Annotated in this window: 18 protein-coding genes and 2 pseudogenes; 5 read left to right on the plus strand and 15 right to left on the minus strand. The window is 70.7% G+C overall.

The window, feature by feature from the left end; all coding sequences use genetic code 11:
* Positions 1-734: 734 nt before the first annotated feature.
* Complete coding sequence (locus AB0F17_RS36610) at positions 735-1,178, minus strand: MarR family transcriptional regulator (RefSeq protein WP_358032336.1); 444 nt, start codon at positions 1,176-1,178, stop codon at positions 735-737.
* A 91-nt stretch (positions 1,179-1,269) separates the two neighbouring features.
* Here AB0F17_RS36610 and AB0F17_RS36615 point away from each other — a divergent pair, with 91 nt between their 5' ends.
* A complete protein-coding gene (locus AB0F17_RS36615) occupies positions 1,270-1,653 on the plus strand; it encodes a PPOX class F420-dependent oxidoreductase (RefSeq protein WP_358032339.1) in 384 nt (127 codons plus the stop codon).
* A gap of 402 nt (positions 1,654-2,055) precedes the next feature.
* Positions 2,056-2,133: pseudogene (locus tag AB0F17_RS36620) on the plus strand (ABC transporter permease); the annotation flags it as partial.
* A gap of 332 nt (positions 2,134-2,465) precedes the next feature.
* Here AB0F17_RS36620 and AB0F17_RS36625 read toward each other — a convergent pair.
* The gene (locus AB0F17_RS36625) at positions 2,466-3,062 is read right to left on the minus strand and encodes an HAD family phosphatase (RefSeq protein ID WP_358032342.1); all 597 of its coding nucleotides are present in this window, start codon (positions 3,060-3,062) and stop codon (positions 2,466-2,468) included.
* A gap of 31 nt (positions 3,063-3,093) precedes the next feature.
* Between AB0F17_RS36625 and AB0F17_RS36630 the strand changes: the two genes are divergently transcribed.
* Positions 3,094-4,536, plus strand: a complete 1,443-nt coding sequence (locus AB0F17_RS36630) for a glycosyltransferase family 39 protein (RefSeq protein WP_358032345.1) — start codon at positions 3,094-3,096, stop codon at positions 4,534-4,536.
* Positions 4,537-4,656: 120 nt separating this feature from the next.
* Here AB0F17_RS36630 and tyrS read toward each other — a convergent pair whose 3' ends face one another.
* Entirely contained in the window at positions 4,657-5,922 is a 1,266-nt protein-coding gene (gene tyrS / locus AB0F17_RS36635; RefSeq protein ID WP_358032775.1) for a tyrosine--tRNA ligase, read from the minus strand.
* Between the two features lie 133 nt (positions 5,923-6,055).
* Between tyrS and AB0F17_RS36640 the strand changes: the two genes are divergently transcribed.
* Positions 6,056-6,409, plus strand: a complete 354-nt coding sequence (locus AB0F17_RS36640; RefSeq protein WP_358032347.1) for a PH domain-containing protein — start codon at positions 6,056-6,058, stop codon at positions 6,407-6,409.
* 335 nt (positions 6,410-6,744) lie between these two features.
* Here AB0F17_RS36640 and AB0F17_RS36645 read toward each other — a convergent pair.
* The 9 genes and pseudogenes from AB0F17_RS36645 to argC form a co-directional block, all read right to left on the minus strand.
* Positions 6,745-7,296: pseudogene (locus AB0F17_RS36645) on the minus strand (DNA-3-methyladenine glycosylase); the annotation flags it as partial.
* Positions 7,297-7,304: 8 nt separating this feature from the next.
* Positions 7,305-8,726, minus strand: coding sequence for an argininosuccinate lyase (gene argH / locus AB0F17_RS36650; RefSeq protein WP_358032350.1), 1,422 nt, complete (start codon positions 8,724-8,726; stop codon positions 7,305-7,307).
* Between the two features lie 32 nt (positions 8,727-8,758).
* Positions 8,759-9,958, minus strand: a complete 1,200-nt coding sequence (locus AB0F17_RS36655; protein ID WP_358032352.1) for an argininosuccinate synthase — start codon at positions 9,956-9,958, stop codon at positions 8,759-8,761.
* Positions 9,959-9,987: 29 nt separating this feature from the next.
* Positions 9,988-10,482, minus strand: coding sequence for an arginine repressor (locus AB0F17_RS36660; protein ID WP_358032778.1), 495 nt, complete (start codon positions 10,480-10,482; stop codon positions 9,988-9,990).
* A gap of 8 nt (positions 10,483-10,490) precedes the next feature.
* Complete coding sequence (gene argF / locus AB0F17_RS36665; RefSeq protein ID WP_358032354.1) at positions 10,491-11,453, minus strand: ornithine carbamoyltransferase; 963 nt, start codon at positions 11,451-11,453, stop codon at positions 10,491-10,493.
* A complete protein-coding gene (locus AB0F17_RS36670) occupies positions 11,450-12,616 on the minus strand; it encodes an acetylornithine transaminase (RefSeq protein ID WP_358032356.1) in 1,167 nt (388 codons plus the stop codon). The genes argF and AB0F17_RS36670 overlap by 4 nt, the downstream gene beginning before the upstream one ends.
* Positions 12,616-13,488: an acetylglutamate kinase gene (argB, locus tag AB0F17_RS36675; RefSeq protein WP_358032359.1), complete on the minus strand. Its 873-nt coding sequence runs from the start codon at positions 13,486-13,488 to the stop codon at positions 12,616-12,618. The genes AB0F17_RS36670 and argB overlap by 1 nt, the downstream gene beginning before the upstream one ends.
* Entirely contained in the window at positions 13,485-14,636 is a 1,152-nt protein-coding gene (argJ, locus tag AB0F17_RS36680; RefSeq protein ID WP_358032362.1) for a bifunctional glutamate N-acetyltransferase/amino-acid acetyltransferase ArgJ, read from the minus strand. The genes argB and argJ overlap by 4 nt, the downstream gene beginning before the upstream one ends.
* A gap of 58 nt (positions 14,637-14,694) precedes the next feature.
* On the minus strand, positions 14,695-15,717 hold the full coding sequence (gene argC, locus AB0F17_RS36685) for an N-acetyl-gamma-glutamyl-phosphate reductase (protein ID WP_358032364.1): 1,023 nt from the start codon (positions 15,715-15,717) through the stop codon (positions 14,695-14,697).
* Positions 15,718-15,934: 217 nt separating this feature from the next.
* Between argC and AB0F17_RS36690 the strand changes: the two genes are divergently transcribed.
* The gene (locus tag AB0F17_RS36690; RefSeq protein ID WP_358032367.1) at positions 15,935-17,596 is read left to right on the plus strand and encodes a class I adenylate-forming enzyme family protein; all 1,662 of its coding nucleotides are present in this window, start codon (positions 15,935-15,937) and stop codon (positions 17,594-17,596) included.
* Here the strand turns inward: AB0F17_RS36690 and AB0F17_RS36695 are convergent.
* The 3 genes from AB0F17_RS36695 to AB0F17_RS36705 are packed head-to-tail and all read right to left on the minus strand — an operon-like array spanning position 17,593 to position 21,202.
* Entirely contained in the window at positions 17,593-19,062 is a 1,470-nt protein-coding gene (locus AB0F17_RS36695) for an NADH-quinone oxidoreductase subunit C (protein WP_358032370.1), read from the minus strand. The two genes, AB0F17_RS36690 and AB0F17_RS36695, sit on opposite strands and share 4 nt — an antisense overlap.
* Positions 19,059-20,543 carry a proton-conducting transporter membrane subunit gene (locus AB0F17_RS36700; RefSeq protein WP_358032373.1) on the minus strand — a complete coding sequence of 495 codons (1,485 nt, stop codon included), beginning with the start codon at positions 20,541-20,543 and terminating at the stop codon, positions 19,059-19,061. The genes AB0F17_RS36695 and AB0F17_RS36700 overlap by 4 nt, the downstream gene beginning before the upstream one ends.
* Positions 20,543-21,202, minus strand: coding sequence for a hypothetical protein (locus tag AB0F17_RS36705; protein ID WP_358032375.1), 660 nt, complete (start codon positions 21,200-21,202; stop codon positions 20,543-20,545). The genes AB0F17_RS36700 and AB0F17_RS36705 overlap by 1 nt, the downstream gene beginning before the upstream one ends.
* Position 21,203 lies beyond the last annotated feature (1 nt).

The following is a 21,203-nucleotide window of genomic DNA, read 5'->3' on the forward strand; positions in this document are numbered from 1 at the left end:
CCGTCATCCACACCCGAAAGCATGGACATGACGGGGTTGTGCATCATGCACTGGCTTTTAACACACTGTTGAGTTCTCAAGAAACGGACGCGTACATCCTCGCTCAGGTCCATCCAGACCCTTGCTCAGAGGCGTACATCTCGCCTCCCAAATCCTATCAGACCAGCCGATTTCGTGTCAAATCGTAGATTTGCTTGAAGTCGATCAGATCTAGCTAGGATGGTGCGCCCCGTCTCCGGGGCAACCCTCGTAACTTACCGTGCCATCCTGGGCTTGTCGAATCAACCGATTTTCCGGTGATCTGAGCGCACCCGAGACGACTCGTACCAAAGAACGCGTTGAAGCGACCTGGCCGAGTGGCTCGTTATCTCAAGGGGTTTGCCCTGGGGCCCGTCCGCCTGATCGGCGTCCGGCTCACTCCCGGGGCGAAGTGAAAGATTAGGTCGCCGTTGGCCCTACGTCAAATCGGGGTTCACCGCGCTTCCGTAGATCCCTGGGATGTCTCTGCCGAACGTCCGACAAGACCGGCCTCCACCTGCGGAAACGTAGGCCGGAGAGTCAGCTGACCGGGACTTCGAAGCATCGACGGCGTTGATGGGACGGACCTCACGGGGCATGTCGCGGCTCGGAGGCCACGAGGCATCCGGACCGAGCAACCCCTCGGCGTGGGCGACACGCACTTGACCGTGGGCTGGCGAGGTAATGGCAGCTGGCGCGGCGGCCAAGCCCGGCATTCACAGTTGCGTGGATGCCCGTTCGATCGCCGCGCCGCACCGGCTGAGGAGGGATCGCAGGGTGTCCCGCTCCTCTGTGGTGAGTTCGTCCGCGATTGCTTGCTCTATCCGTACCGCCCGTTCGTCCGCCGCCTCCAGTGCGATGCGGCCGGCTTCCGTGAGCTGGGTCTCCAGGACGTTGCGGTGCCATGGGTGCGGCGTACGCTCCACCAGTCCGCGCGCGTCGAGGTTCTTCAGCACCACCGTCATCGCCTGCGGGGTCACCAGGCAGGCTCGGGCGAGGGCGGCGGCCGAGATGCCGGGATTGGCGGCCAACACGTAAAGCGTCGCGTACTGCGGAACCGTCAGCCCGGCGGGCCTGACCGCGATCTGCTTGGCGGCGATCAGTTCCTGTTCGGCCCGCTTGATGTCGAGGCCGAGACGTTCCTCCGCGGGCATTCCCATGCCAAGAGATGGTACAAGCAATCCAGTCTTGACTGTTATCAAAGCTTTGATAGTATGCCGAGGCCGTACAACCGTAACGAGGAGCCGGAAAGTGATCCCTGAGAGCCACCTGGACCTGCTGAGCCGGCCGCTGTTCGCGCACCTGGCCACCATCGGGCCTGGCGGGAAGCCACACGTGAACCCCGTCTGGACGGTGTGGGACGGGGAGTACCTGCGCTTCACGACCACCACAGACCGCCAGAAGTATCGAAATGTCGTGGATAATGGTGATCTTGCGGTCTCCATCAACGATCCTGAAAAGCCGTACCGATACCTGGAGATCCGCGCCGTGGTGGAGCGGATCGACCCCGACCCGTCGGGTGACTTCTTCGATGTGCTCGCCACCCGCTACGGACTGCCGTACGACCCGCCGGTGGGGGACGCGGAGCGGCGGGTGGTCATTGTCGCCCGGCCGACACGTACGACCAGCCAGTGATGCCCGGAGGTGGCCACCACGGCCCGGGTGGCTCTCGGAGTGCGTGACCGCTGATGGTGGGCGGTGCTGGTCGGGCTCACCGGCAACCTGGCGGCGCGCCCCGGCTGCTGCGGCACGAACGGATCGCCCTGCTCGGCGACCTGACGCGGCCCGACCAGCCGCACCACGCCACCGCGGGTCTCTAGCTGGGCGCGGCGCCGAACCGCTATGTGCGTATACGCGTGTAGCGGTCGGCACGTACGACCGCGCGCGACCGCCCTGGCCCGGGCGATGGGCCAACCAACGCGGCGGCGTGGCTGTCGATCCCGGCGCAGTAAGGGGCAGCGGGGTGGCCGTCCATCCCGGACCGGCGAGGGCCGAGCGAGTAGCTGTTGATCTCCACCCGATGCGGGTGAGGAGCAGCTGTCGACGGCGTTCACCGGGCAGGCGATCGCGACGGGCCTCAAGCGCCGCTACGGCGTGCTGAAGCGGCTCGGCGCGATCGCCTGCCGATGCGGGCGAAGGACTGGTTGTCGACCTCGGGCCTGATACGGGCGAAGGACTGGTCGGCCTCGGGCCTGATACGGCCGAAGGACTACCTGTCGACCTCGGCCCGATGCGGGCGAAGAACTACCTGTCGGCGTCCGCGTGGTGGGTGCGGGGCGGATGGTGCTGCCCGGCGAGCTGGGGTGAGGTGCTGAGCAAGCACCTCACCCCAGTTACACAGGCAGAGGGCAAGCCCTGTCTCGAGGCACGCGCCGGCATCTCGGGCTGGCGGCAGGACGCGTTACGACGTCAAGATCGCTCGACGAGACGGCCACCCGGGTCCTCGGTCAGAGGGCGGAGAGCGTGAGCGCGCGTACCTGGGCCGGGGAGGTGAACAGCTCCGCCGCCATCCCAGCCTCCCGCGCCGCGACGACATTGACCTCGTTGTCGTCGAAGAACAGCACCTCCCCCGGCTCCACACCCAGCCGCTGCGCACAGATCTCATAAGCGCGCCGATCCGGCTTCGCCACTCCGATCTGGCACGAGTACGTCAGCGACGCGAACCGCCCCAGCCAGTCGCCATGCCGTGCCTCCCACATCGGCACCAGGTCGGGGACGATGTTCGACAGCAGCCCCAGCGTTCGTCCCCGGTCGGCCAGTTCGTGCACGACGGCGACCATCTCGGCGTCCACGTGACACCAGCTCTCCAGGTCGGCCGCCATCAGCGCGCTCACGTCGGCGAACCGCGTGTCCAGCCGTCCGGCGACGGCGGCCCAGTACTCCTTGGTGTCCTGGCCGGCGTCGTACTCGGGCCGGCACCCCCAGTACGCCTCCCAGAACCGCTCCCCCGGGACCCCGGCGAGGTCGACGAGGCCCTGCTTGGCCTCAGCCGTCTGAACACGGGCGATTACCCCGTACAGGTCGAACACGATCACTTTAGGCATAAATACGAGCCTATGCGCGTATTCTGCCCCGGTGACCACCGCCTCCACCCTCGCCCCTCCAGCCCGGACCGCCATACGTCAGCGCAGGTCAAGCCCCTGGTGGATGGCCGGGATCGCCGGACTCGTGGCGTTCACCGGCTCGGGCTCCGCCTCGCTGAACGGTGACGAGCTGGCCACGATCAGCGCCGCGTCCCGATCGTTGCCGGGGCTGTGGGAGCTGGCGCGGCACATCGATGGTCATTTCCTGCCGTACTACCTGTTCATGCAGCTTTGGGGGCAGGCCGGGACGGCGGAGCTGTGGCTGCGGCTGCCGTCGGCGCTGGCGATCGGGGTCGCCGCGTGGTTCCTGGTGGACCTCGGGCGGCGGCTGCACAGCACGTGGGCGGGGGTGACGGCCGGCGCGTTGTTCGCGGCTCTGCCGTCGGTGTCGTACTACGGCGCCTTCGCCCGCTCGTACGCGCCCGCGGTCGCCGCGGTGGTCTTCTCGTTCTGGGCCCTGCACCGCGCCACGCGAGCACAGGAGACGGAACGCGGCCCCTGGTTGCTCTATGGGGCGGCGGTGGGGCTGGTGTGCTGCACGCATCTGTTCGCGGTGCTCGTGCTGCCCGCCCAGTTGGTCGCCGCCGTCGCGCTGCTGCCTCGCCGTACCGTGCTCCTGAGGTGGGCGCCCGCGATCGCCGTGGGCTTCCTGCCAGCGCTCGTTCTCGGTCTGATCGGGTACGGCGAGCGGCACGCGATCAGCTGGATCCCGCAGCGTGGGGCGGAGGTGCTGCTGAAGTTCCCGAAGATGGCGGCGGGGGGCACCGAGGTGGGGGTGGTGCTGTTCGTGGTGGCGCTGGCCGGTGTGGTGCTGCTCCGCAACAGGGCGTGGGCGGGGACGCTGCTGGGCTGGCTGGTGCTGCCGCCCGTCCTGCTGCTGGCCGTGTCGCATCTGCTGACGCCGGTCTACGTGGATCGGTACCTGTTCGTCGCCGCGCCCGCTCTGGCGCTGCTGGCAGGGATCGCGGTGGCGAGTGTTCCGCGGGCGGGGGTGGTGGCCTGCTGCGGGCTGGTGGTGGTCGCCGTGGCGGTGGGCGTACCGCAGCAGATGGAGGTGCGGGAGGCCAACGGGCGGTTCGAGGACTTTCCGTGGGCCGTGCGGAAGGTGGATGCCCGGCCGGGGGACGCGATCGTGTTCGGGCAGAGCTCGGTGCGGGCGGGGTTCGACTACTACGGCGACGGGGCGATGCCGGACGACGTACTGCGGGTGGGGTCCGCCCCGGAGGCGGAGGGGTTCGGCTTTCCGGAGCGCGATGACGTCGCCGCCGCGCTGTCCGATCGGGAGCGGATCTGGGTCGTGTGGCGCGGCGTCAAGTCCGCCGGGCAGAAGCTGCCGCGGGTGAAGGCGGTTCGGGAGACGGGGTACGAGCAGGCCGGGGCCTGGCACTCGGCGGACACGCCCGGCCTCACCGTGGCTCTGTTCACCCGCAGGTAGCGGGCCCTCCCCCTCCGGGAAAGGCCCGCTCCGTTCTGGGGAAGGCCAGCTCCGTCTCGGCGAAAAACCGCTCCGTTCCGAGGAAGGCCCGCCGCGCTCAGGGCATGGCCCGCGGGCGGGTCAGCCGACCTCGACGCCGCCGACCGCCTTCTTGCCGCGCCGTAGCACCATGAACCGCCCATGGAGCAGGTCCGATGCCTCCGGTACGTACGACTCGTCAGTGATCTTGACGTTGTTGAGGTAGGCGCCGCCCTCCTTGACCGCCCGCCTGGCCGCCGACTTCGACTCCACCAGGCCGCTGTCCGCCAGCAGGTCCACGAACGGCGCCCCGAGAGCCGGAACCGTCGCCTTCGGCACCTCGGCCAGCGCCGCCGCCAGCGTCGCCCCGGGCAGCTCTTCGAGGGATCCCTGGCCGAACAGCGCCTTGGACGCCGCCACGACCGCCGCGAGCTCGTCGGAACCGTGCACGAGCGTGGTCAGGTCCTCCGCCAGCGTCCGCTGCGCCTCGCGGGCGAACGGGCGGTCGGCGACCGCCTTCTCCAGCGCCTCGATCTCCTCGCGCTCGCGGAAGGTGAACACCTTCAGGAAGCGCACCACGTCGCGGTCATCGGCGTTCAGGAAGTACTGGTAGAAGGCGTAGGGAGAGGTCAGCGCCCCGTCGAGCCAGATCGACCCGCCCGCGGTCTTGCCGAACTTGGTGCCGTCGGCCTTGGTGATCAGCTTGCCGGTCAGGGCGTGCACGTGGCCGCCCTCGACGCGCCTGATCAGGTCGACACCGGCCGTGATGTTGCCCCACTGGTCGCTGCCGCCGATCTGGAGCGTGCAGCCGTGGCGCCGGTAGAGCTCCAGGTAGTCGTTGGCCTGCAGGATCTGGTAGCTGAACTCGGTGTAGCTGAGCCCGTCACCACCGAGCCGGGCCGCTACCGACTCGCGGGCGAGCATCCGGTTGACGGGGAAATGCTTGCCGATGTCGCGCAGGAAGTCGATGGCCGACATCTCAGCGGTCCAGTCGAGGTTGCTGACCAGTTCGGCCGAGGCGGGGCCCTCGTCGAAGGTCAGGAACTTCTCCACCTGCACCCGGATCCTGGAGACCCATTCCTCGACGATCTCGGTGGTGTTCAGGACGCGTTCGGTGCTCCGCCCGCTGGGGTCGCCGATCAGGCCGGTGGCGCCGCCGACCAGGCCGATCGGCTTGTGACCGGCCCGCTGGAAGCGGGTCAGGATCAGCAGCGTGGCCAGGTTGCCCATGTGCAGGGACGGCGCGGTCGGGTCGAAGCCCGCATAAACCGTGATCGGACCCTTCGACAGCGCCCCGCGCAGGGCGTCGATGTCGGTGGTCTGCGCGAGGACGTCGCGCCATTCGAGCTCATCGAGAATGTCGGTCACGGTGCTGGCTTTCCAGGAGACGTCGAGTTGGTTACAGAGTGCCGGATCGCGCCGGATGACCGCCACTTGGATACTCTCTGTCGCCATGTGGAAGGTCCGTCGCGAGCTGGCTGTTTTCAAGATCCTAGGGGCTGTGGCGTGTGCCGGTCTCGCCCTGTTCTGGTACGTCCAGGATGACGTGCGGGGGGTGATACTGGCCATTCCGGCGGCCGTGCTGGTGGGCGCCATGGGGCTGCGTGACGTCCTGGTCCCGGTACGGCTGGCGGCCGACGAGAGCGGCATCACCGTGGTGCACGGCTTCGCGGGCCGGCGGCACGTGCCGTGGGAGGCGATCGAGGACGTCAAGGTGGACGTGCGCAGAAGGTATGGCCTGCGCAGCGAGATGCTGGAGATCGACACCGGTGACCACCTGCACATCTTCAGTGCTCACGATCTGGGGACCTCCCCGACCGAGGTGGCCGCGGCGCTGCGGCGGCGCGGGGCGTGAGGCCGGTACGGCGAGACGGTCGGGTCGTCGTCGATCCAGAACCGCCAGGGCGTGTCCTTGGCGGTCGAGATCCCGGTGCGCGGCCCAGACCTGATCGCGTCCGCCTCGGGTGGCCACCCTTCGAGCACTGCCACGGTCCCCTTGGGGAAACCCGTAAGCCAGGCCGCGTGTTCCGGCTGTCTGGAAGGCCGGGTCGCATGGTCAGGGTGGCCGACGGGCCCGGTCTCATGGTCAAGCTGATCGGCGGGCGGGGTCTCGTGGTCGAGCCGGCCGCCGTGCGGGGCTGGGGTCGGGTCGGGGAACCGGGGCAGCCCGGCCGGCGAGCCTTCCCAGACGGCGTCGAGCCCGTTGTGCTCGCGCGCCAGCCCGAGCGCGACCGCCAGCCGGGCGGGCCCGCGAGCGAGGTCGCGGGCCGCGATCGGCTTACGCCGAGGGGCACCCAAGCCCCTGCCACCCGGGCCACCGCCGTCCGGACCACGGTCACCCAAGCCGCCGTCGTTCAAGGCGCCGTCGCCCAAGCCGCCGCCTGAGCGGCGCCACCGGGCCAGGTCGGCCCGTGCCACCACCTCACCGGCCCGCAGCAGCACCGCCGACCCGAAGTCCTCCGGCAGGCACACCAGGTTCGCGCAGAAGTGCATGCCGTAGGTGAAGTACACGTACAGGTGACCAGGTGGCCCGAACATCACCGCGTTCCTGGCGGTCCGTCCCCGGTAGGTGTGGGCCGCCGGATCCTCGCCGGGCCCGCCGTACGCCTCGACCTCGGTGAGCCGGACCGCGACCGGACCGTGCACGAGCACGCGCCCGAGCAGGTCGGGCGCGACCTCGTGCGACGGCCGGTCGAAGAAGCGCCGCGGCAGCGGCGCCGAGCACGGGATCCCGGAAGGCATGCCGGAGTCTAGGCGCCCGCGGCCCACGCCGCCTGGGCGTCGACCGCTTCGCGCAGCGCGACGAGCTGGTCACGGACCCGGTCGGGTGCGGTGCCGCCGTGGGACTTGCGGGCGGCCAGGGCGCCGGGCACGTTCAGCACGTCGCGGACGTCGGGCGTCAGGTGCGGTGACACCTTGGCCAGCTCGTCGTCGGTCAGATCGCCCAGGTCCTTGTCGTTGACCTGGCACCACACCACCAGGTGGCCGACCGCCTCGTGCGCGTCGCGGAACGGCACGCCGCGGCGGACGAGCAGCTCGGCGAGGTCGGTGGCGAGCGCGAAGCCGTCGGGAGCCGACGCCTCCATGCGCGCGGTGTTGACCCGCATGGTGGCGACCAGACCGGCCATCGCGGGCAGGACGAGCAGCAGCGTGTCGACCGAGTCGAACACCGGCTCCTTGTCCTCCTGCAGGTCGCGGTTGTAGGTGAGCGGCAGGCCCTTGAGCGTCGTGAGCATCGCCATGAGGTTGCCGATGAGCCGCCCCGACTTGCCGCGCGCGAGCTCGGCGACGTCGGGGTTCTTCTTCTGCGGCATGATCGACGAGCCGGTGGAGTAGGCGTCGTCCATCTCGATCCAGCGGAACTCCTGCGAGGCCCAGAGCACGATCTCCTCGCCGAGCCGCGACAGGTGCACGCCGATCAGAGCCGCGTCGAACAGGAACTCCGCCGCGAAGTCACGGTCGGCCACCGCGTCCATGGAGTTGGGCGCGGCGGAGGAGAAGCCCAGCTCGGCGGCCACGGCCTGCGGGTCGAGCGGCAGCGACGAGCCCGCGAGCGCGCCGGCGCCGAGCGGCGAGACGGCCGCGCGCCGGTCCCAGTCGGTGAGCCGGTCGATGTCGCGGGCGAAGGCGTGCACGTGCGCGAGCAACTGGTGGCCGAACGAGACCGGCTGCGCGTGCTGCAGGTGGGTCATGCCGGGCGCCGCGGTGTCGGCGTGCTGCTCGGCCTGGGCCATCAGCGCCGTCTCCAGCTCGACCAGCCGGGAGACGATCGTGCGGGCATGATCACGAAGGTAGAGGCGCAGGTCGGTGGCGATCTGGTCGTTGCGGCTCCGGCCGGCGCGCAGCTTGCCGCCGAGCGAGCCGAGCCGCTCCAGCAGGCCGCGTTCGAGCGCGGTGTGCACGTCCTCGTCGGCGACCGTCGGCCGGAACTCGCCCGCCTTGCAGGCGCGCTCCAGGTCGTCGAGCGCGCCGATCATCCGATCGAGCTCGTCGTCGCTCAGCAGCCCCGCCTTGTGCAGCACCCGGGCGTGCGCCCTGGACGCCGCCAGGTCGTACGGCACGAGCCGCCAGTCGAAGTGCACGCTCACCGACAGCCGGGTCAGCGCGTCAGCGGGACCGCCTTCGAAGCGCCCGCCCCACAGCCGCATCGGCTTGCCATCACTCACCGTCATCTCCTTATCGTCCCCCGCGACCATAGTGCACATCAGCCCTGCTTCGCGTCTCGCGCGGCGGCGATCTTGGAGGGCAGGCTGAAGAGCTGAACGAAGCCCTTGGCCAGCGACTGGTCGAAGGTGTCGCCGGTGTCGTAGGTGGCCAGCGAGAAGTCGTACAGCGATTGCTCGGAGCGGCGGCCGGTGACGGTCGCCTTGCCGGCGTGCAGGGTCATCCGGATGTCGCCGCTGACATGCTTCTGGGCCTCGGAGATGAGCGCGTCCAGGGCGGACTTGAGCGGCGAGAACCAGAGGCCGTCGTAGACGAGCTCGCCCCACCGCTGGTCGACGCCGCGCTTGAAGCGGGCCAGGTCACGCTCGACGGTGACGTTCTCCAGCTCCATGTGCGCGGTGATCAGCGCGATCGCGCCGGGCGCCTCGTACACCTCGCGCGACTTGATGCCGACGAGCCGGTCCTCGACCATGTCGATCCGGCCGACGCCCTGCGCGCCGGCGCGCGTGTTCAGCTCGTCGATCACCTGGTACGGCGTGAGCGAACGCCCGTCGAGCTTGACCGGGACGCCCTGCTCGAAGGTGATGACGACCTCGTCGGCGTCGCGGGTGACGGCCGGGTCGGCGGTGTAGGAGTAGACGTTCTCGGTGGGGCCGTTCCAGATGTCCTCAAGGAAGCCGGTCTCGACCGCCCTGCCCCACAGGTTCTGGTCGATGGAGAACGGGTTCTTCTTGGAGGTCTCGATCGGCAGGCCCTTCTGCTCGGCGAACTCGATCGCCTTGTCGCGGGTCCAGGCGAAGTCGCGGGCCGGGGCGACGACCTTCAGGTCGGGCGCGAGCGCGGCCAGGCCGGCCTCGAACCGTACCTGGTCGTTGCCCTTGCCGGTGCAGCCGTGGGAGACGATCGTGCCGCCGAACTGCTTGGCCGCCGTCACCAGGTGCTTGACGATGAGCGGCCGCGACAGCGACGACAGCAACGGATAGCGGTCCATATAGAGGGCGTTGGCCTGCAGCGCGGGCACACAGAAGTCGGCCGCGAACTCCTCCTTGGCGTCCACGACGACGGATTCGACCGCGCCGCAGTCCATGGCCCTCTTCTGGATCACCTCCATGTCCTCGCCACCTTGTCCCAGGTCCACGGCGACGGCGATGACCTCGGCGTCCATCTTCTCGGCCAGGAACGGAATGGCCACGGAGGTGTCGAGACCTCCGGAGAATGCGAGTACCACTCTCTGCGTCATGTGTTTCTCCAAGTTCTTCAGAAAACGGGCTAAGCGCGTCGGGCCGCGACCCTCAGCAGCGCCTCGGCCACGTGGTGCCCGCCCTGGGGATCGCGGCTGATGACGAGGATCGTGTCGTCGCCGGCGACCGTGCCGAGGATGGACTCCCAGTCGGCGTGGTCGATGGCGGAGGCCATGAACTGGGCGGCGCCCGGCGGGGTTTTGACGATGACCAGGTTGGCCGACGCCTCGGCGGAGACCAGCAGTTCCTCGGCGATCCGGTGCAGCCGGGCGGCCGGCGACTCGCCGGTGCCCAGCCTGGCCAGCCGGATGCGGCCGCCGCCCTCACCGGGCAGCGCGTACACCAGCGAGCCGTCCTCGGCGCGCAGCTTGAGCGCGCCGAGTTCGTCCAGATCGCGGGAGAGCGTGGCCTGGGTGACCTCCACGCCGCTCTCGGCGAGCAGTTTGGCCAGGTCCGGCTGGGAGCGGACGGCCTGCCGCTGCAGCAGATCGGTGATCTTCGCCTGCCGCGCGACCTTGGTCATCGGGATCGTCACGGGTTGCTCACCAGCCAGTGGAGCAGCGCCTTCTGGGCGTGCAGCCGGTTCTCGGCCTGGTCCCACACAGCGCTGCGCGGGCCGTCGAGCACGTCGGCGGTGATCTCGTAGCCGCGGTAGGCGGGCAGGCAGTGCAGCACGATCGCGTCGTGCGCCGCGTACTCCATGAGCTCGGAGTTGACCTGGTACGGCATGAGCGCGTGAACCCGCTCGTCCTTGCCGTCCTGGCCCATCGACACCCAGGTGTCGGTGGCGACGACGTGCGCGCCCTGGGCGGCGGCGGCCGGGTCGGTCAGCGAGATCACCGAGCCGCCGGTCGTCGCGGCGATGGCGGCGGCGCGGTCGAGGATGACGGCGTCCGGCTGGTAGCCGACCGGGGCGCCGATCCGCACGTGCATGCCGGCCGTTGCGCCGCCGAGCAGGTAGGAGTGGGCCATGTTGTTGGCGCCGTCGCCCAGGTAGGTGAGCGTCAGCCCGGCCGTCCTGCCGAAGCGTTCGCGGACGGTCAGCAGGTCGGCGAGGATCTGGCAGGGGTGGAACTCGTCGGTCAGCGCGTTGACCACCGGCACCGAGGTGCCTGCCGCCATGGCGTCGATGCGTTCCTGGCCGCCGGTGCGCCAGACGATCGCGGCGACCTGCCGTTCGAGCACCCTGGCGGTGTCCTCGATCGGCTCGCCCCGGCCCAGCTGGGAGTTGCCGCCGTCGATGACCAGCGGGATCCCGCCCAGCTCGCCGACGCCGACGGCGAAGGAGACCCGGGTCCTGGTGGAGGGCTTGTCGAACAGGACGGCGACGGTCTGCGGCCCGTCGAACGGGCGATAGCCGTAGCGGTCCTTCTTCATCGCGCCGGCCAGCTCGAGCACGTCGGCCTGCTCGGCGGGCGAGAGGTCGTCGTCTCGCAAGAAGTGTCTGATGGGCGCCGAGTCCGCGCCGGGCCTGACCGCGCCGTGGGTGGTCATTTCGCCGCCTCGTCGAGGATCCCGGGAAAGGCGGCGACGAGCGCGTCGACCTGCTCGGCCGTCACGACCAGCGGCGGCGCGATCCGTACGGCGTCCGGCTGTAGCGCGTTGACCAGGAAGCCCGCGTCGGCGGCCGCCTGCTGCACCTTGCCGGAGACCGGCTCGGTCAGCACGGCGGCCAGCCACAGGCCGCGCCCGCGCACGCCTTTCAGCAGCGGGTGGCCGACCGCTTCGAGGCCGGTCCGCAGCCGGTCGCCGATCGTCTTGACGTGGTCGAGGTCGAGGTTGTCGAGTACGGCCAGCGCCGCGGCGCACGAGACCGGGTTGCCGCCGAACGTGGAGCCGTGGTCGCCCTTGTCGAACAGCCGGCCCGCGTCGCCGAAGCCGACGCACGCGCCGATCGGCAGGCCGCCGCCCAGGCCCTTGGCCAGGGTCAGGATGTCGGGGATGACGCCGTCGGCCTGGTGGGCGAACCAGTGCCCGGTGCGGCCGATCGCGGACTGGATCTCGTCGGCGACCAGCAGCGCGCCGGTCGAGTCACAGATCTCGCGGGCCGCCGCGAAGTAGCCGTCCGGCGGCGGGACCACGCCCGCCTCGCCCTGGGTGGGCTCCAGGAACACCGCGATGCAGTCGCCGGTCACGGCCTCCTTGAGGGCGGCGGCGTCACCGTACGGGACGAACTGGACCTCGACCGGGAACGGCCCGAACTGGTCGCGGATCGACTTCTTGCCCGTCAGCGAGAGCGCGCCGATCGTCCGGCCGTGGAAGCCGTTCTCGGCGGCGACGAAGTAGGTGCGGCCGTCGCGCCTGCCGTACTTGAGCGCCAGCTTGTAGGCGGCCTCGTTGGCCTCGGTGCCGGAGTTGGCGAAGAAGACGCGGCCGGGGGCGTTCAGCAGTCCGAGGAGCCTCTCGGCGAGCAGCACCTCCGGCTCGTGCAGGAACAGGTTGCTCGTGTGCGCGATCGTCGCGACCTGCTTGGAGACCGCCTCGACCAGGGCCGGGTGGGCGTGGCCGAGCGAGGTGACCGCGATGCCACCGATGAAGTCGAGGTATTCCTTGCCGTCCACGTCCCACACGCGGGTGCCCTCGCCTCGTGCCAGGGCGATAGGCGGGACGCCGTAGTTGGGCATGAAGGCTTGCTCGAACCGGTCACGAAGGTTCATCAGGGCATCACCATGGTTCCGATTCCTTGGTCGGTGAAGATCTCCAACAGCAGCGAGTGCGACACCCGGCCGTCGAGGATGTGAGCTTGGGGCACGCCGCCCTGGACCGCCGTCAGGCAGGCCTCCATCTTCGGCTTCATGCCGCTCGACAGTGAGGGCAGCATGGCCTCCAGCGCGGCGCCGTCGAGCTTGTCGATCACGTCGGTGTCGTCGGGCCAGCCGGCGTACAGACCCTCGACGTCGGTGAGGACGATGAGCTTCTCCGCCTGGAGGGCGACGGCCAGCGCGGCGGCGGCGGTGTCGGCGTTGACGTTGTAGATCTCCCCGTCCTCGCTGCGGGCGACGCTGGAGACGACGGGGACACGACCGTTGTCGATCATGGCCTGGACTGCGCCGGGGTCGACCTTGACGATCTCGCCCACCTGGCCGATGTCGACGAGCTCGCCGTCGACGAGCGCGTGCTTGCGCTCGGCGGTGAACAGGTGGGCGTCCTCGCCCGACATGCCGACCGCGAGCGGGCCGTGCCTGTTGATCAGGCCGACGACGTCGCGGTTGACCTGGCCGACCAGCACCATCCTGACCACCTGCATGGCCTCGGGCGTGGTGACCCGCAGCCCCGCCGTGAACGTCGACTCGATGCCCAGCCGGTCGAGGTGCTTGCTGATCTGCGGGCCGCCGCCGTGCACCACGACCGGCCGGAGGCCGGCGTAGTGCAGGAAGCCGATGTCCTCGGCGAAGCCCTCCATGAGCGACTTATCGATCATGGCGTTGCCGCCGTACTTGATGACGACGATGGCGCCGTGGAAGCGGGCCAGCCAGGGCAGCGCCTCGATGAGCGTGTCGGCCTTGGTGTGGGCGGTGCTGGTCCTCATGAGGAGTACGCCGAGTTCTCGTGGACGTAGTCCGCGGTCAGGTCGGTGGTGTGGACGGTGGCCGAGTGGGTGCCGGCTGACAGGTCGATGGTGATCGTCACGTCGCGGGGGCGCATGTCGACCTTGGTCCGGTCGTCACCGACCGCGCCGCCGCGGCAGATCCAGATGCCGTTGATGGCCACGTTCAGCCGGTCGGGCTCGAACACGGCGTCGGTGGTGCCGACGGCGGCCAGCACGCGGCCCCAGTTGGGGTCCTCGCCGTGGATAGCGCACTTGAGCAGGTTCGAGCGGGAGACGGCACGGCCGACCTTGACCGCGTCGTCCTCCGACACGGCGCCGACCACCTCGATGGCGATGGCCTTGGAGGCGCCTTCGGCGTCGACCAGCAGTTGCCTGGCCAGGTCGGCGCAGACCTCGGTGACCTTCTGCTGGAACTCCGCCAGGGCCGGCTTGACCCCGGAGGCGCCGCTGGCCAGCAGCAGGACGGTGTCGTTGGTGGACATGCAGCCGTCGGCGTCGAGCCGGTCGAAGGTCTTGGAGGTGGCCTCGCGCAGCGCGGCGTCGAGCTCGTCCGCGCTCAGGTCGGCGTCGGTGGTGATCACGCAGAGCATGGTGGCCAGCGCCGGGGCGAGCATGCCCGCGCCCTTGGCCATGCCGCCCACCATGTAGCCGCCGCCGCGCTTGAAGGAGATCTTGGAGACGGTGTCGGTGGTGCGGATGGCGTCGGCCGCGGCCAGGCCGCCGTCGCGGGACAGCTGCGCGGCGGCGCCCTCCACGCCGGCCAGCAGGGCCTCCATGGGCAGCCGCTCGCCGATCAGGCCGGTCGAGCAGACCGCGACCTCGCCCGCCGAGTCCTGGAGCACCTCGGCCGCCTTCTCGGCGGTGGCGTGCGTGTCCTGGAATCCCTCGGGGCCGGTGCAGGCGTTGGCGCCGCCCGAGTTGAGGACGACCGCCCGGACCCGCCCGCCCCGCAGGACCTGCTGCGACCACAGGACAGGGGCGGCCTTGACGCGGTTGGCGGTGAAGACACCGGCCGCGGCGTGGTTCGGACCGTCGTTGACGACCAGGGCCAGGTCGCGCGCGTCGCCGGACTTGATGCCGGCGGCGACACCCGCGGCTCTGAACCCGAGGGGGGCGGTCACGCTCATGCGGCTTCCTCCGTGAGTGCCGGATACATATGCATATCGAGTCGTACGTTGCGCTCTCTCACGGAGCAACTCCTGTCAGGGGAAGGCCGAGCTCTTCCGGCAGGCCGAGTGCGAGGTTCACGCTCTGGATCGCGCCTCCGGCCGTGCCCTTGGTGAGGTTGTCGATGGCGATGACGGCGACCAGGCGGCCGGCGCGTTCGTCGAGCGTCACCTGCAGGGCGGCGGTGTTGGCGCCGTAGGTCATCGCGGTGGCCGGCCAGGTGCCCTCGGGCAGCAGGGTGACGAACGGCTCCTTGGCCAGCGCGCTCTCGTACGCCTCTCGCACGGCGGCCTTGGTCAGCCCTGGCGCGGCGGGGGCGGAGCAGGTGGCCAGGATGCCGCGGCTCATCGGGGCCAGCGTGGGGGTGAACGACACGCGGACCGGGGTGCCCGCGACGGTGCCGAGGGCCTGCTCCATCTCCGGGGTGTGCCGGTGGACGCCGCCCACGCCGTACGCGCTGACCGAGCCGATGACCTCGCTGCCGAGCAGGTTGGGCTTGAGCGCCTTGCCCGCGCCGCTGGTGCCGCTGGCGGCGACGACGACCACGTCGGGCTCGGCCAGGCCGGCGGCGAAGGCGGGCAGCAGGGCGAGGATGACGGAGGTCGGGTAGCAGCCGGGCACCGCGATCCGCTTGGCGCCCTTGAGCACCTCGCGCTGGCCGGGCAGCTCGGGCAGGCCGTAGGGCCAGGTGCCGGCGTGCTCGCCGCCGTAGAACTCCTGCCAGGCGGCCGGGTCGGTGAGCCGGTGGTCGGCGCCGCAGTCCACGACGACCGTGTCCTCGGGCAGCCGGGCGGCGACGGCCGCGGAGTGACCGTGCGGCAGGGCCAGGAAAACCACGTCGTGTCCGGCGAGCGCTTCGGGGGTGGTGGCCTCGATGATCCGGTCGGCCAGTTGCGGGAGGTGTGGCTGGTGGGCGCCGAGCGCGCTGCCCGCGCTGGAAGCCGCGGTGAGCGTGCCGATCTCGAGCTCCGGGTGCCCGAGCAGCAGGCGGAGCAGCTCACCGCCCGCGTAGCCGCTGGCTCCCGCGATCGCCGCTCTCATCCCGAACCTCCTGCATAGTTATGCATCTCAACTCATGCTCTTACTGTGATGATGATGCCCTCCAGAGGATGAACACGCAACCTGGGCGCGCCATTGCGCTCACATACCGAGACGGTAAATCGCCTGTTTCGCCCGGATTTCGTGCTCTAGCGCGACGTACCTACCGGTCGGTACTGTGATTTATCCGGGATCGCCGTCCACTGTGGGAGTGCTTCGCATGACTCTTTCTCATGCCCAGGTCCAAGCCCAGCTCACTGGTCCTGGCCAGCTTTTCGAGATGGAGGAGATCGGCGACAGCGGGATACGAACCTGGAAGCACGCTCCGGGCCACTTCCGCGCCCTGCTGGAGATGAGCAGGTTCCACGGTGAGAAGGAGTTCCTCGTCTACGAGGACGAGCACATCACGTTCGAAGACCATTTCCGGCGGGCGGCGACGCTGGCGAACCGCCTGGTGACGGAGTACGGCGTGGCCAAGGGTGACCGGGTGGTCGTGGCCATGCGCAACTACCCGGAGTGGGCGGTGGCCTTCTCCGCCGCGCTGGCCGCCGGGGCGATAGCCGTACCGCTCAACGCCTGGTGGACCGAGCCCGAGCTGGCGTACGGCGTGCGCGACTGTGACGCCAAGGTGCTGATCGTGGACGGCGAGCGGGCCGTCCGGCTCGCGGCCACCGGCGTGCCGATGATCGTGGCCAGGGGTGAGGCGCCCGAGGGCGCGCGCTCGTTCGACGACGTGCTGGGCGAGGTCGGCGCGGACGTGACGCTGCCCGACGTCGAGCTCTCCCCCGAGGATCCGGCCACGATCTTCTACACCTCCGGCACGACCGGGCATCCCAAGGGGGCACTGGGCAGCCATCGCAACCTGGGCCAGTCGCCGATGACCCTGGCCTACGGGCTGATGCGGGCGGTCGCGCTGGCGGGCAAGGACGCCGGGGCGGCGGCGGGCGCGCGCCGGGTGACGCTGCTGACCGTGCCGCTGTTCCACGTCACCGGCTGCTTCTCCGCGCTGACCACCACCATGTTCGCGGGCGGCGGGCTGGTCCTGATGTACAAGTGGGACCCCGAGCAGGCGCTGCGGCTCATCGAACGCGAGCGGATCACCGCGATGATCGGCGTGCCGACCAACGCGTGGCAACTCATGTCCCATCCCGACTTCGGCAAGTACGACCTGTCGTCGCTGAACACCCTCGGGTACGGCGGGGCACCGGCTCCGCCGAAGCTGCTGGAGCGCATCGGCGCGAACCTGCCCGACCGCGCCGCGTCCAACGGCTACGGCATGACGGAGACGACCGGCCTGGCAGTGGGCAACGGCGGCCCCGACTACCTGGCCAGGCCCGACAGCATCGGCCTGCCCACGGCCGTGGTCGACCTGCGGGTGGTCGCCCCGACGGGCGAGGAGCTGCCGCCCGGCGAGGTGGGCGAGCTGTGCGTACGCGGCCCGAACGTCATCATGCGTTACTGGAACAAGCCGGAGGCGACGGCACAGACCTTCGTCGACGGCTGGCTGCACACCGGAGACCTCGCCAAGATCGACGAGGACGACTTCGTCTACATCGTGGACCGGGCGAAGGACATGGTCATCAGGGCCGGCGAGAACGTCTACTGCGCCGAGGTGGAGGCGGCCCTGTTCGAGCACCCGGCGGTGGACGACGCCGCGGTGATCGGCATCCCCCACGACGAGCTGGGCGAGGAGGTGGGCGCGGTGGTCCGGCTCAAGCCGGGCACCTCGACCACCTCCGAGGAGCTCCAGTCCTTCCTGGTGGAGCGCATCGCCAAGTTCAAGATCCCGTCGCACCTCTGGTTCAGGGACTCGGAGCTGCCGCGCAACCCGGGCGGCAAGATCCTCAAGACCCACCTGCGCCGCGAGGTGCTGGGCGGCTAGAGATCGTTGCCCGCGTAGGACAGGTTGAAGCTCTTGTTGACCAGCGGGAAGTCGGGCACGATCGCGCCGCCCAGCGCGACCGGCAACGCGGGCCAGTTGAAGAACGACGGATCGGCGATCTTCACTCTGGCCAGCCTGCCGTCCCCGTTCAGCTCGACGCGGTGGACGATCGTGCCGCGCCAGCCCTCGACGATGCCCACGCCCGAGCCGCGCCGCCCGTCCGGCAGGCTCCAGTCACCCGAGGCGTGCGCCAGCCGGTCGATCAGCACGATCGAGGCGGCGATCTCGTCGGCCCTGACCTGGAAGCGGGCCAGCACGTCTCCGCCGGTCCGGGTCGCCACCGGGAACGGCCCCAGGTCGATGAACGGGTGGTCGCGGCGGGCGTCGATGTCGAGCCCGCTGGCCCTGGCCACGTAGCCGAGCGTGCCGAGGTCCGCGGCGGCCCGCTCGGTGAGCACGGCGGTGCCGGTGAACCGGTCCGACACCACGCCGTGGCCGAGCGCGAGCCCGGCGATCTCGGCCACCTCGGCGCCGAGCGCCGCCAGCCTGGCCGGGTCGGGCATGGCCCGCGGCTCCGCGCCGCCGAGGCGTATCGCGCCGCGCAGCAGGCGGTGGCCGGTGACCTCGGCGTTGATGCGCAGCAGGTGTTCGCGGACGGTGCCGCAGTGGGCCTGCAGAACGCTGTGGGCGACGTCGTTGCAGAGCGCGCCCAGGTCGGTGACGTGGTTGTAGAGGCGTTCGAGCTCCAGCAGCACGGCTCTGGCGCGCTGCGACTCGGGATCGACGGCCGTACCGGTGGCCTCCTCGACGGCCAGGCAGTAGGCCAGGGCGTGGCCGACCGAGGTGTCGCCGCTGACCCGCTCGGCCAGCGCCAGCCCGTCTTCCGGGCGGCGGCCCTCGAAGAGCCGTTCGAGGCCCTTGTGCACGAACCAGAGGCGGGCCTTGAGCTTGAGTATCGTCTCGCCGACCACCGAGAAGCGGAAGTGGCCCGGCTCGATGCAGCCCGCGTGCACGGGGCCGACCGGGATCTCGTAGACGCCGTCGCCCTCCACGTCGCCGAACGGGTAGGGGCCCTCGGGGTCGCCGAACGACGGTGGCCGGCCCGCGTCGGGGAGCATCGGGTACCAGCCTCGGGGCCAGTGGTGGTGCCTGACCAGGCGCTGGGGCAGTGGGTGGCCTTCGGGCGTGATGCCGTACAGGTCGCGGATCTCCCGCTCGAAGCGCCCGGCGGGGAAGGAGAGCGCGGCCAGGCTGGGGACGGCGGGCTCGGTCAGGTGTACGTGCAACTCGGTCCGCCGCGCCGGGCGGACGGCGGTGAACAGGTAGACGAGACGGAAGCCGGTGTCCTCGGCGTGCGCGGCGACGAGCGCGACGCGATGCCCCAGGGCGAACAGTTCGGCGGCGCACTCGACGAGCTCGCCGGGCCCGATGTCGGCGACGGTCGGCCCTCCTACGACGGCGGTCATCGCGCGCCTCCCACGGGGCCGGCCGGCGGTCCGATGGTGGCGATGGTGGCGGCGGACTCCAGCAGCGGCCGGAGCGGCCCCAGCGTCACGCCGAGCGCCGCGCACGCGACGAGCCCCGCGACCAGCGGCACTCCCGCTCCCCGCAGGCGGAGCCCCGGCCCGCCCGCCGCGCCCGGTGGCGCGTCGCCGAGCAGCAGCCGGCCGGCCGTCCCGCCCACCCCCGCGACGATCACCAGCATGAGCACCAGCGCGGGCGCCACCGCCCACCCGAGCCCGGCCGCGAAGCCCGCCCGCACGATTGCGAGCTCGCTGGCGAACAGGCTGAACGGCGGCAACCCCAGCAGCGCCAGCAGCCCGAGACCGAAGAGCGTGGCCAGTCCGGGCGCCTGCCCGCCCAGCCCGCGTACTTCGTCGATCCGGCTGCTCCCGGTCGCCTGCTGGATCCGCCCGGATCCGAGGAACAGCACCGACTTGCCCAGCCCGTGCCCCAGGATGTGCAGCAGCACGGCCGCCAGTGCCAGGCCGTTGCCGATGGCCGCGCCGAGCGCGATCAGCCCCATGTGCTCGATGCTCGAATAGGCCAGCATCCGTTTGAAGTCGCGCTGCCCGATCAGCAGCGCCGCCGCCACGGCCAGGGACGCCAGCGCCACCACGATCAGCAGCAGCCGGCAGAACCCCGGCCCGAGCGCCCCGTCGGAGACCACCTTGACCCGCAGGATCGCGTAGAACGCCACCGACAGCAGCACCCCGGACATCAGCGCCGACACCGGCGCGGGCGCCTGGCTGTGCGCGTCGGGCAGCCAGGCGTGCAGCGGCGCGAGCCCCGCCTTGGTGCCGAAGCCGAGCACGAGCAGCACCACCGCGATCCGTGTCACCCCCGGGTCGAGCCGCCCGGCGTGCCCGGCCAGCGACACCCAGTCGAGCCCCTCGCGCGTGGACAGCCCGGCGTGCACGGCGGCGTAGTGCACGATCACCAGGCCGAGCAGCGCGAGCGCGATGCCGACCGAGCAGATCACCACGTACTTCCAGGCCGCCTCGGTGGCCTTCCTGGTGCGGCGGTGCCCGACCAGGAACGCGGTCAGGATCGTGGTCGCCTCCACCGCCACCCAGAGCATCCCGAGGCTGGCGGCGAGCACGGCCGTCGCCATCGCCGCGACGAAGCACTGGGTGAAGATCCCGTAGCGGCGGGCGGCCGCCGGCCCCGCGTGCCCGGCGACCGCCTCGGCCCGCAGGTAGCCGGGGCTGGCCAGCATCGCGAGCAGCGCCACGACTCCGATCACGATCAGCATGTACGCGCTGAGCGCGTCCACCCGCAGCAACCCCCACAGCCCGCTCGCCTCACCGGCCCGCGCGAGCAGGACGGCGGCGGCGAGCAGCCCGCCCGCGGACAGGGCGCCGAGCCACGCCGTCACGCGGTTCCAGCCGAACAGGGCATACAGGCAGGCGGCCGCGAGCGGCAGCGCCACCGGGACGATCATCATCAGTCGTGCAGCTCCCGTAGCTCGTCGAGGTCGGTGCCGCCGAACGCGGCCCGCATCCGGGTGGTCAGAACCTGCAGCGCCAGTACGGCCAGCAGCACGTCGAGGGAGACCCCCAGCTCCACCACCAGCGGCACCCCGGTGGTGGTGAGGAACGCGGCGGCGGTGATGGCGTTGTCCATCAGCAGGAACCCGACCACCTGCGACAGCGCCCGCCTCCTGGTGACCAGCACGAAGAAGCCCACCAGCAGCACGGTCAGCGCGATCGGCACGGCCTGCGTGGCGGGAGTGGGCGCCAGCCGTACCAGGGGCTGGGAGACCGCGTACGCGATCATCGTCAGGACGGCCGTGACCAGCAGCGACGCGGCGACGCTGACGTGCGGCCGGGCCTCGCGCCCCTCCTCGCCGGCCGCCAGCGCGCGCCGCATCAGGTACGGCAGGAGCACCGCGCGCAGCAGCCCCACCCCGAGGCCGAGCACGGTCAGCTCCACGTCGGCCTCGTGCAGCCCTCTGACCGCGATCAGCGCGCCCAGCGCCACCCCCTGCAGCCCGAACAGCCAGATGATCGCGGCCAGGTCGCGCCGCCACAGGACCAGCACCCCGGTCAGCAGGAAGGCGCCGCAGGCCAGGTCGAGGGTCTGCACGTACAGGGGATCAGTCATC

Origin of the sequence: Nonomuraea sp. NPDC026600 (genome assembly GCF_040638335.1) — a bacterium.
Lineage (GTDB): Bacteria > Actinomycetota > Actinomycetes > Streptosporangiales > Streptosporangiaceae > Nonomuraea.

Bases quoted from the DNA above. Each gene is read 5' to 3' on its own strand.
- AB0F17_RS36610 (WP_358032336.1), bottom strand. From the start codon at position 1,178: ATGGGAATGCCCGCGGAGGAACGTCTCGGCCTCGACATCAAGCGGGCC.
- AB0F17_RS36625 (WP_358032342.1), bottom strand. From the start codon at position 3,062: ATGCCTAAAGTGATCGTGTTCGACCTGTACGGGGTAATCGCCCGTGTT.
- argH (WP_358032350.1), bottom strand. From the start codon at position 8,726: ATGACGGTGAGTGATGGCAAGCCGATGCGGCTGTGGGGCGGGCGCTTC.
- AB0F17_RS36655 (WP_358032352.1), bottom strand. From the start codon at position 9,958: ATGACGCAGAGAGTGGTACTCGCATTCTCCGGAGGTCTCGACACCTCC.
- AB0F17_RS36660 (WP_358032778.1), bottom strand. From the start codon at position 10,482: ATGACCAAGGTCGCGCGGCAGGCGAAGATCACCGATCTGCTGCAGCGG.
- argF (WP_358032354.1), bottom strand. From the start codon at position 11,453: ATGACCACCCACGGCGCGGTCAGGCCCGGCGCGGACTCGGCGCCCATC.
- AB0F17_RS36670 (WP_358032356.1), bottom strand. From the start codon at position 12,616: ATGAACCTTCGTGACCGGTTCGAGCAAGCCTTCATGCCCAACTACGGC.
- argB (WP_358032359.1), bottom strand. From the start codon at position 13,488: ATGAGGACCAGCACCGCCCACACCAAGGCCGACACGCTCATCGAGGCG.
- argJ (WP_358032362.1), bottom strand. From the start codon at position 14,636: ATGAGCGTGACCGCCCCCCTCGGGTTCAGAGCCGCGGGTGTCGCCGCC.
- argC (WP_358032364.1), bottom strand. From the start codon at position 15,717: ATGAGAGCGGCGATCGCGGGAGCCAGCGGCTACGCGGGCGGTGAGCTG.
- AB0F17_RS36690 (WP_358032367.1), top strand. From the start codon at position 15,935: ATGACTCTTTCTCATGCCCAGGTCCAAGCCCAGCTCACTGGTCCTGGC.
- AB0F17_RS36695 (WP_358032370.1), bottom strand. From the start codon at position 19,062: ATGACCGCCGTCGTAGGAGGGCCGACCGTCGCCGACATCGGGCCCGGC.
- AB0F17_RS36700 (WP_358032373.1), bottom strand. From the start codon at position 20,543: ATGATGATCGTCCCGGTGGCGCTGCCGCTCGCGGCCGCCTGCCTGTAT.
- AB0F17_RS36705 (WP_358032375.1), bottom strand. From the start codon at position 21,202: ATGACTGATCCCCTGTACGTGCAGACCCTCGACCTGGCCTGCGGCGCC.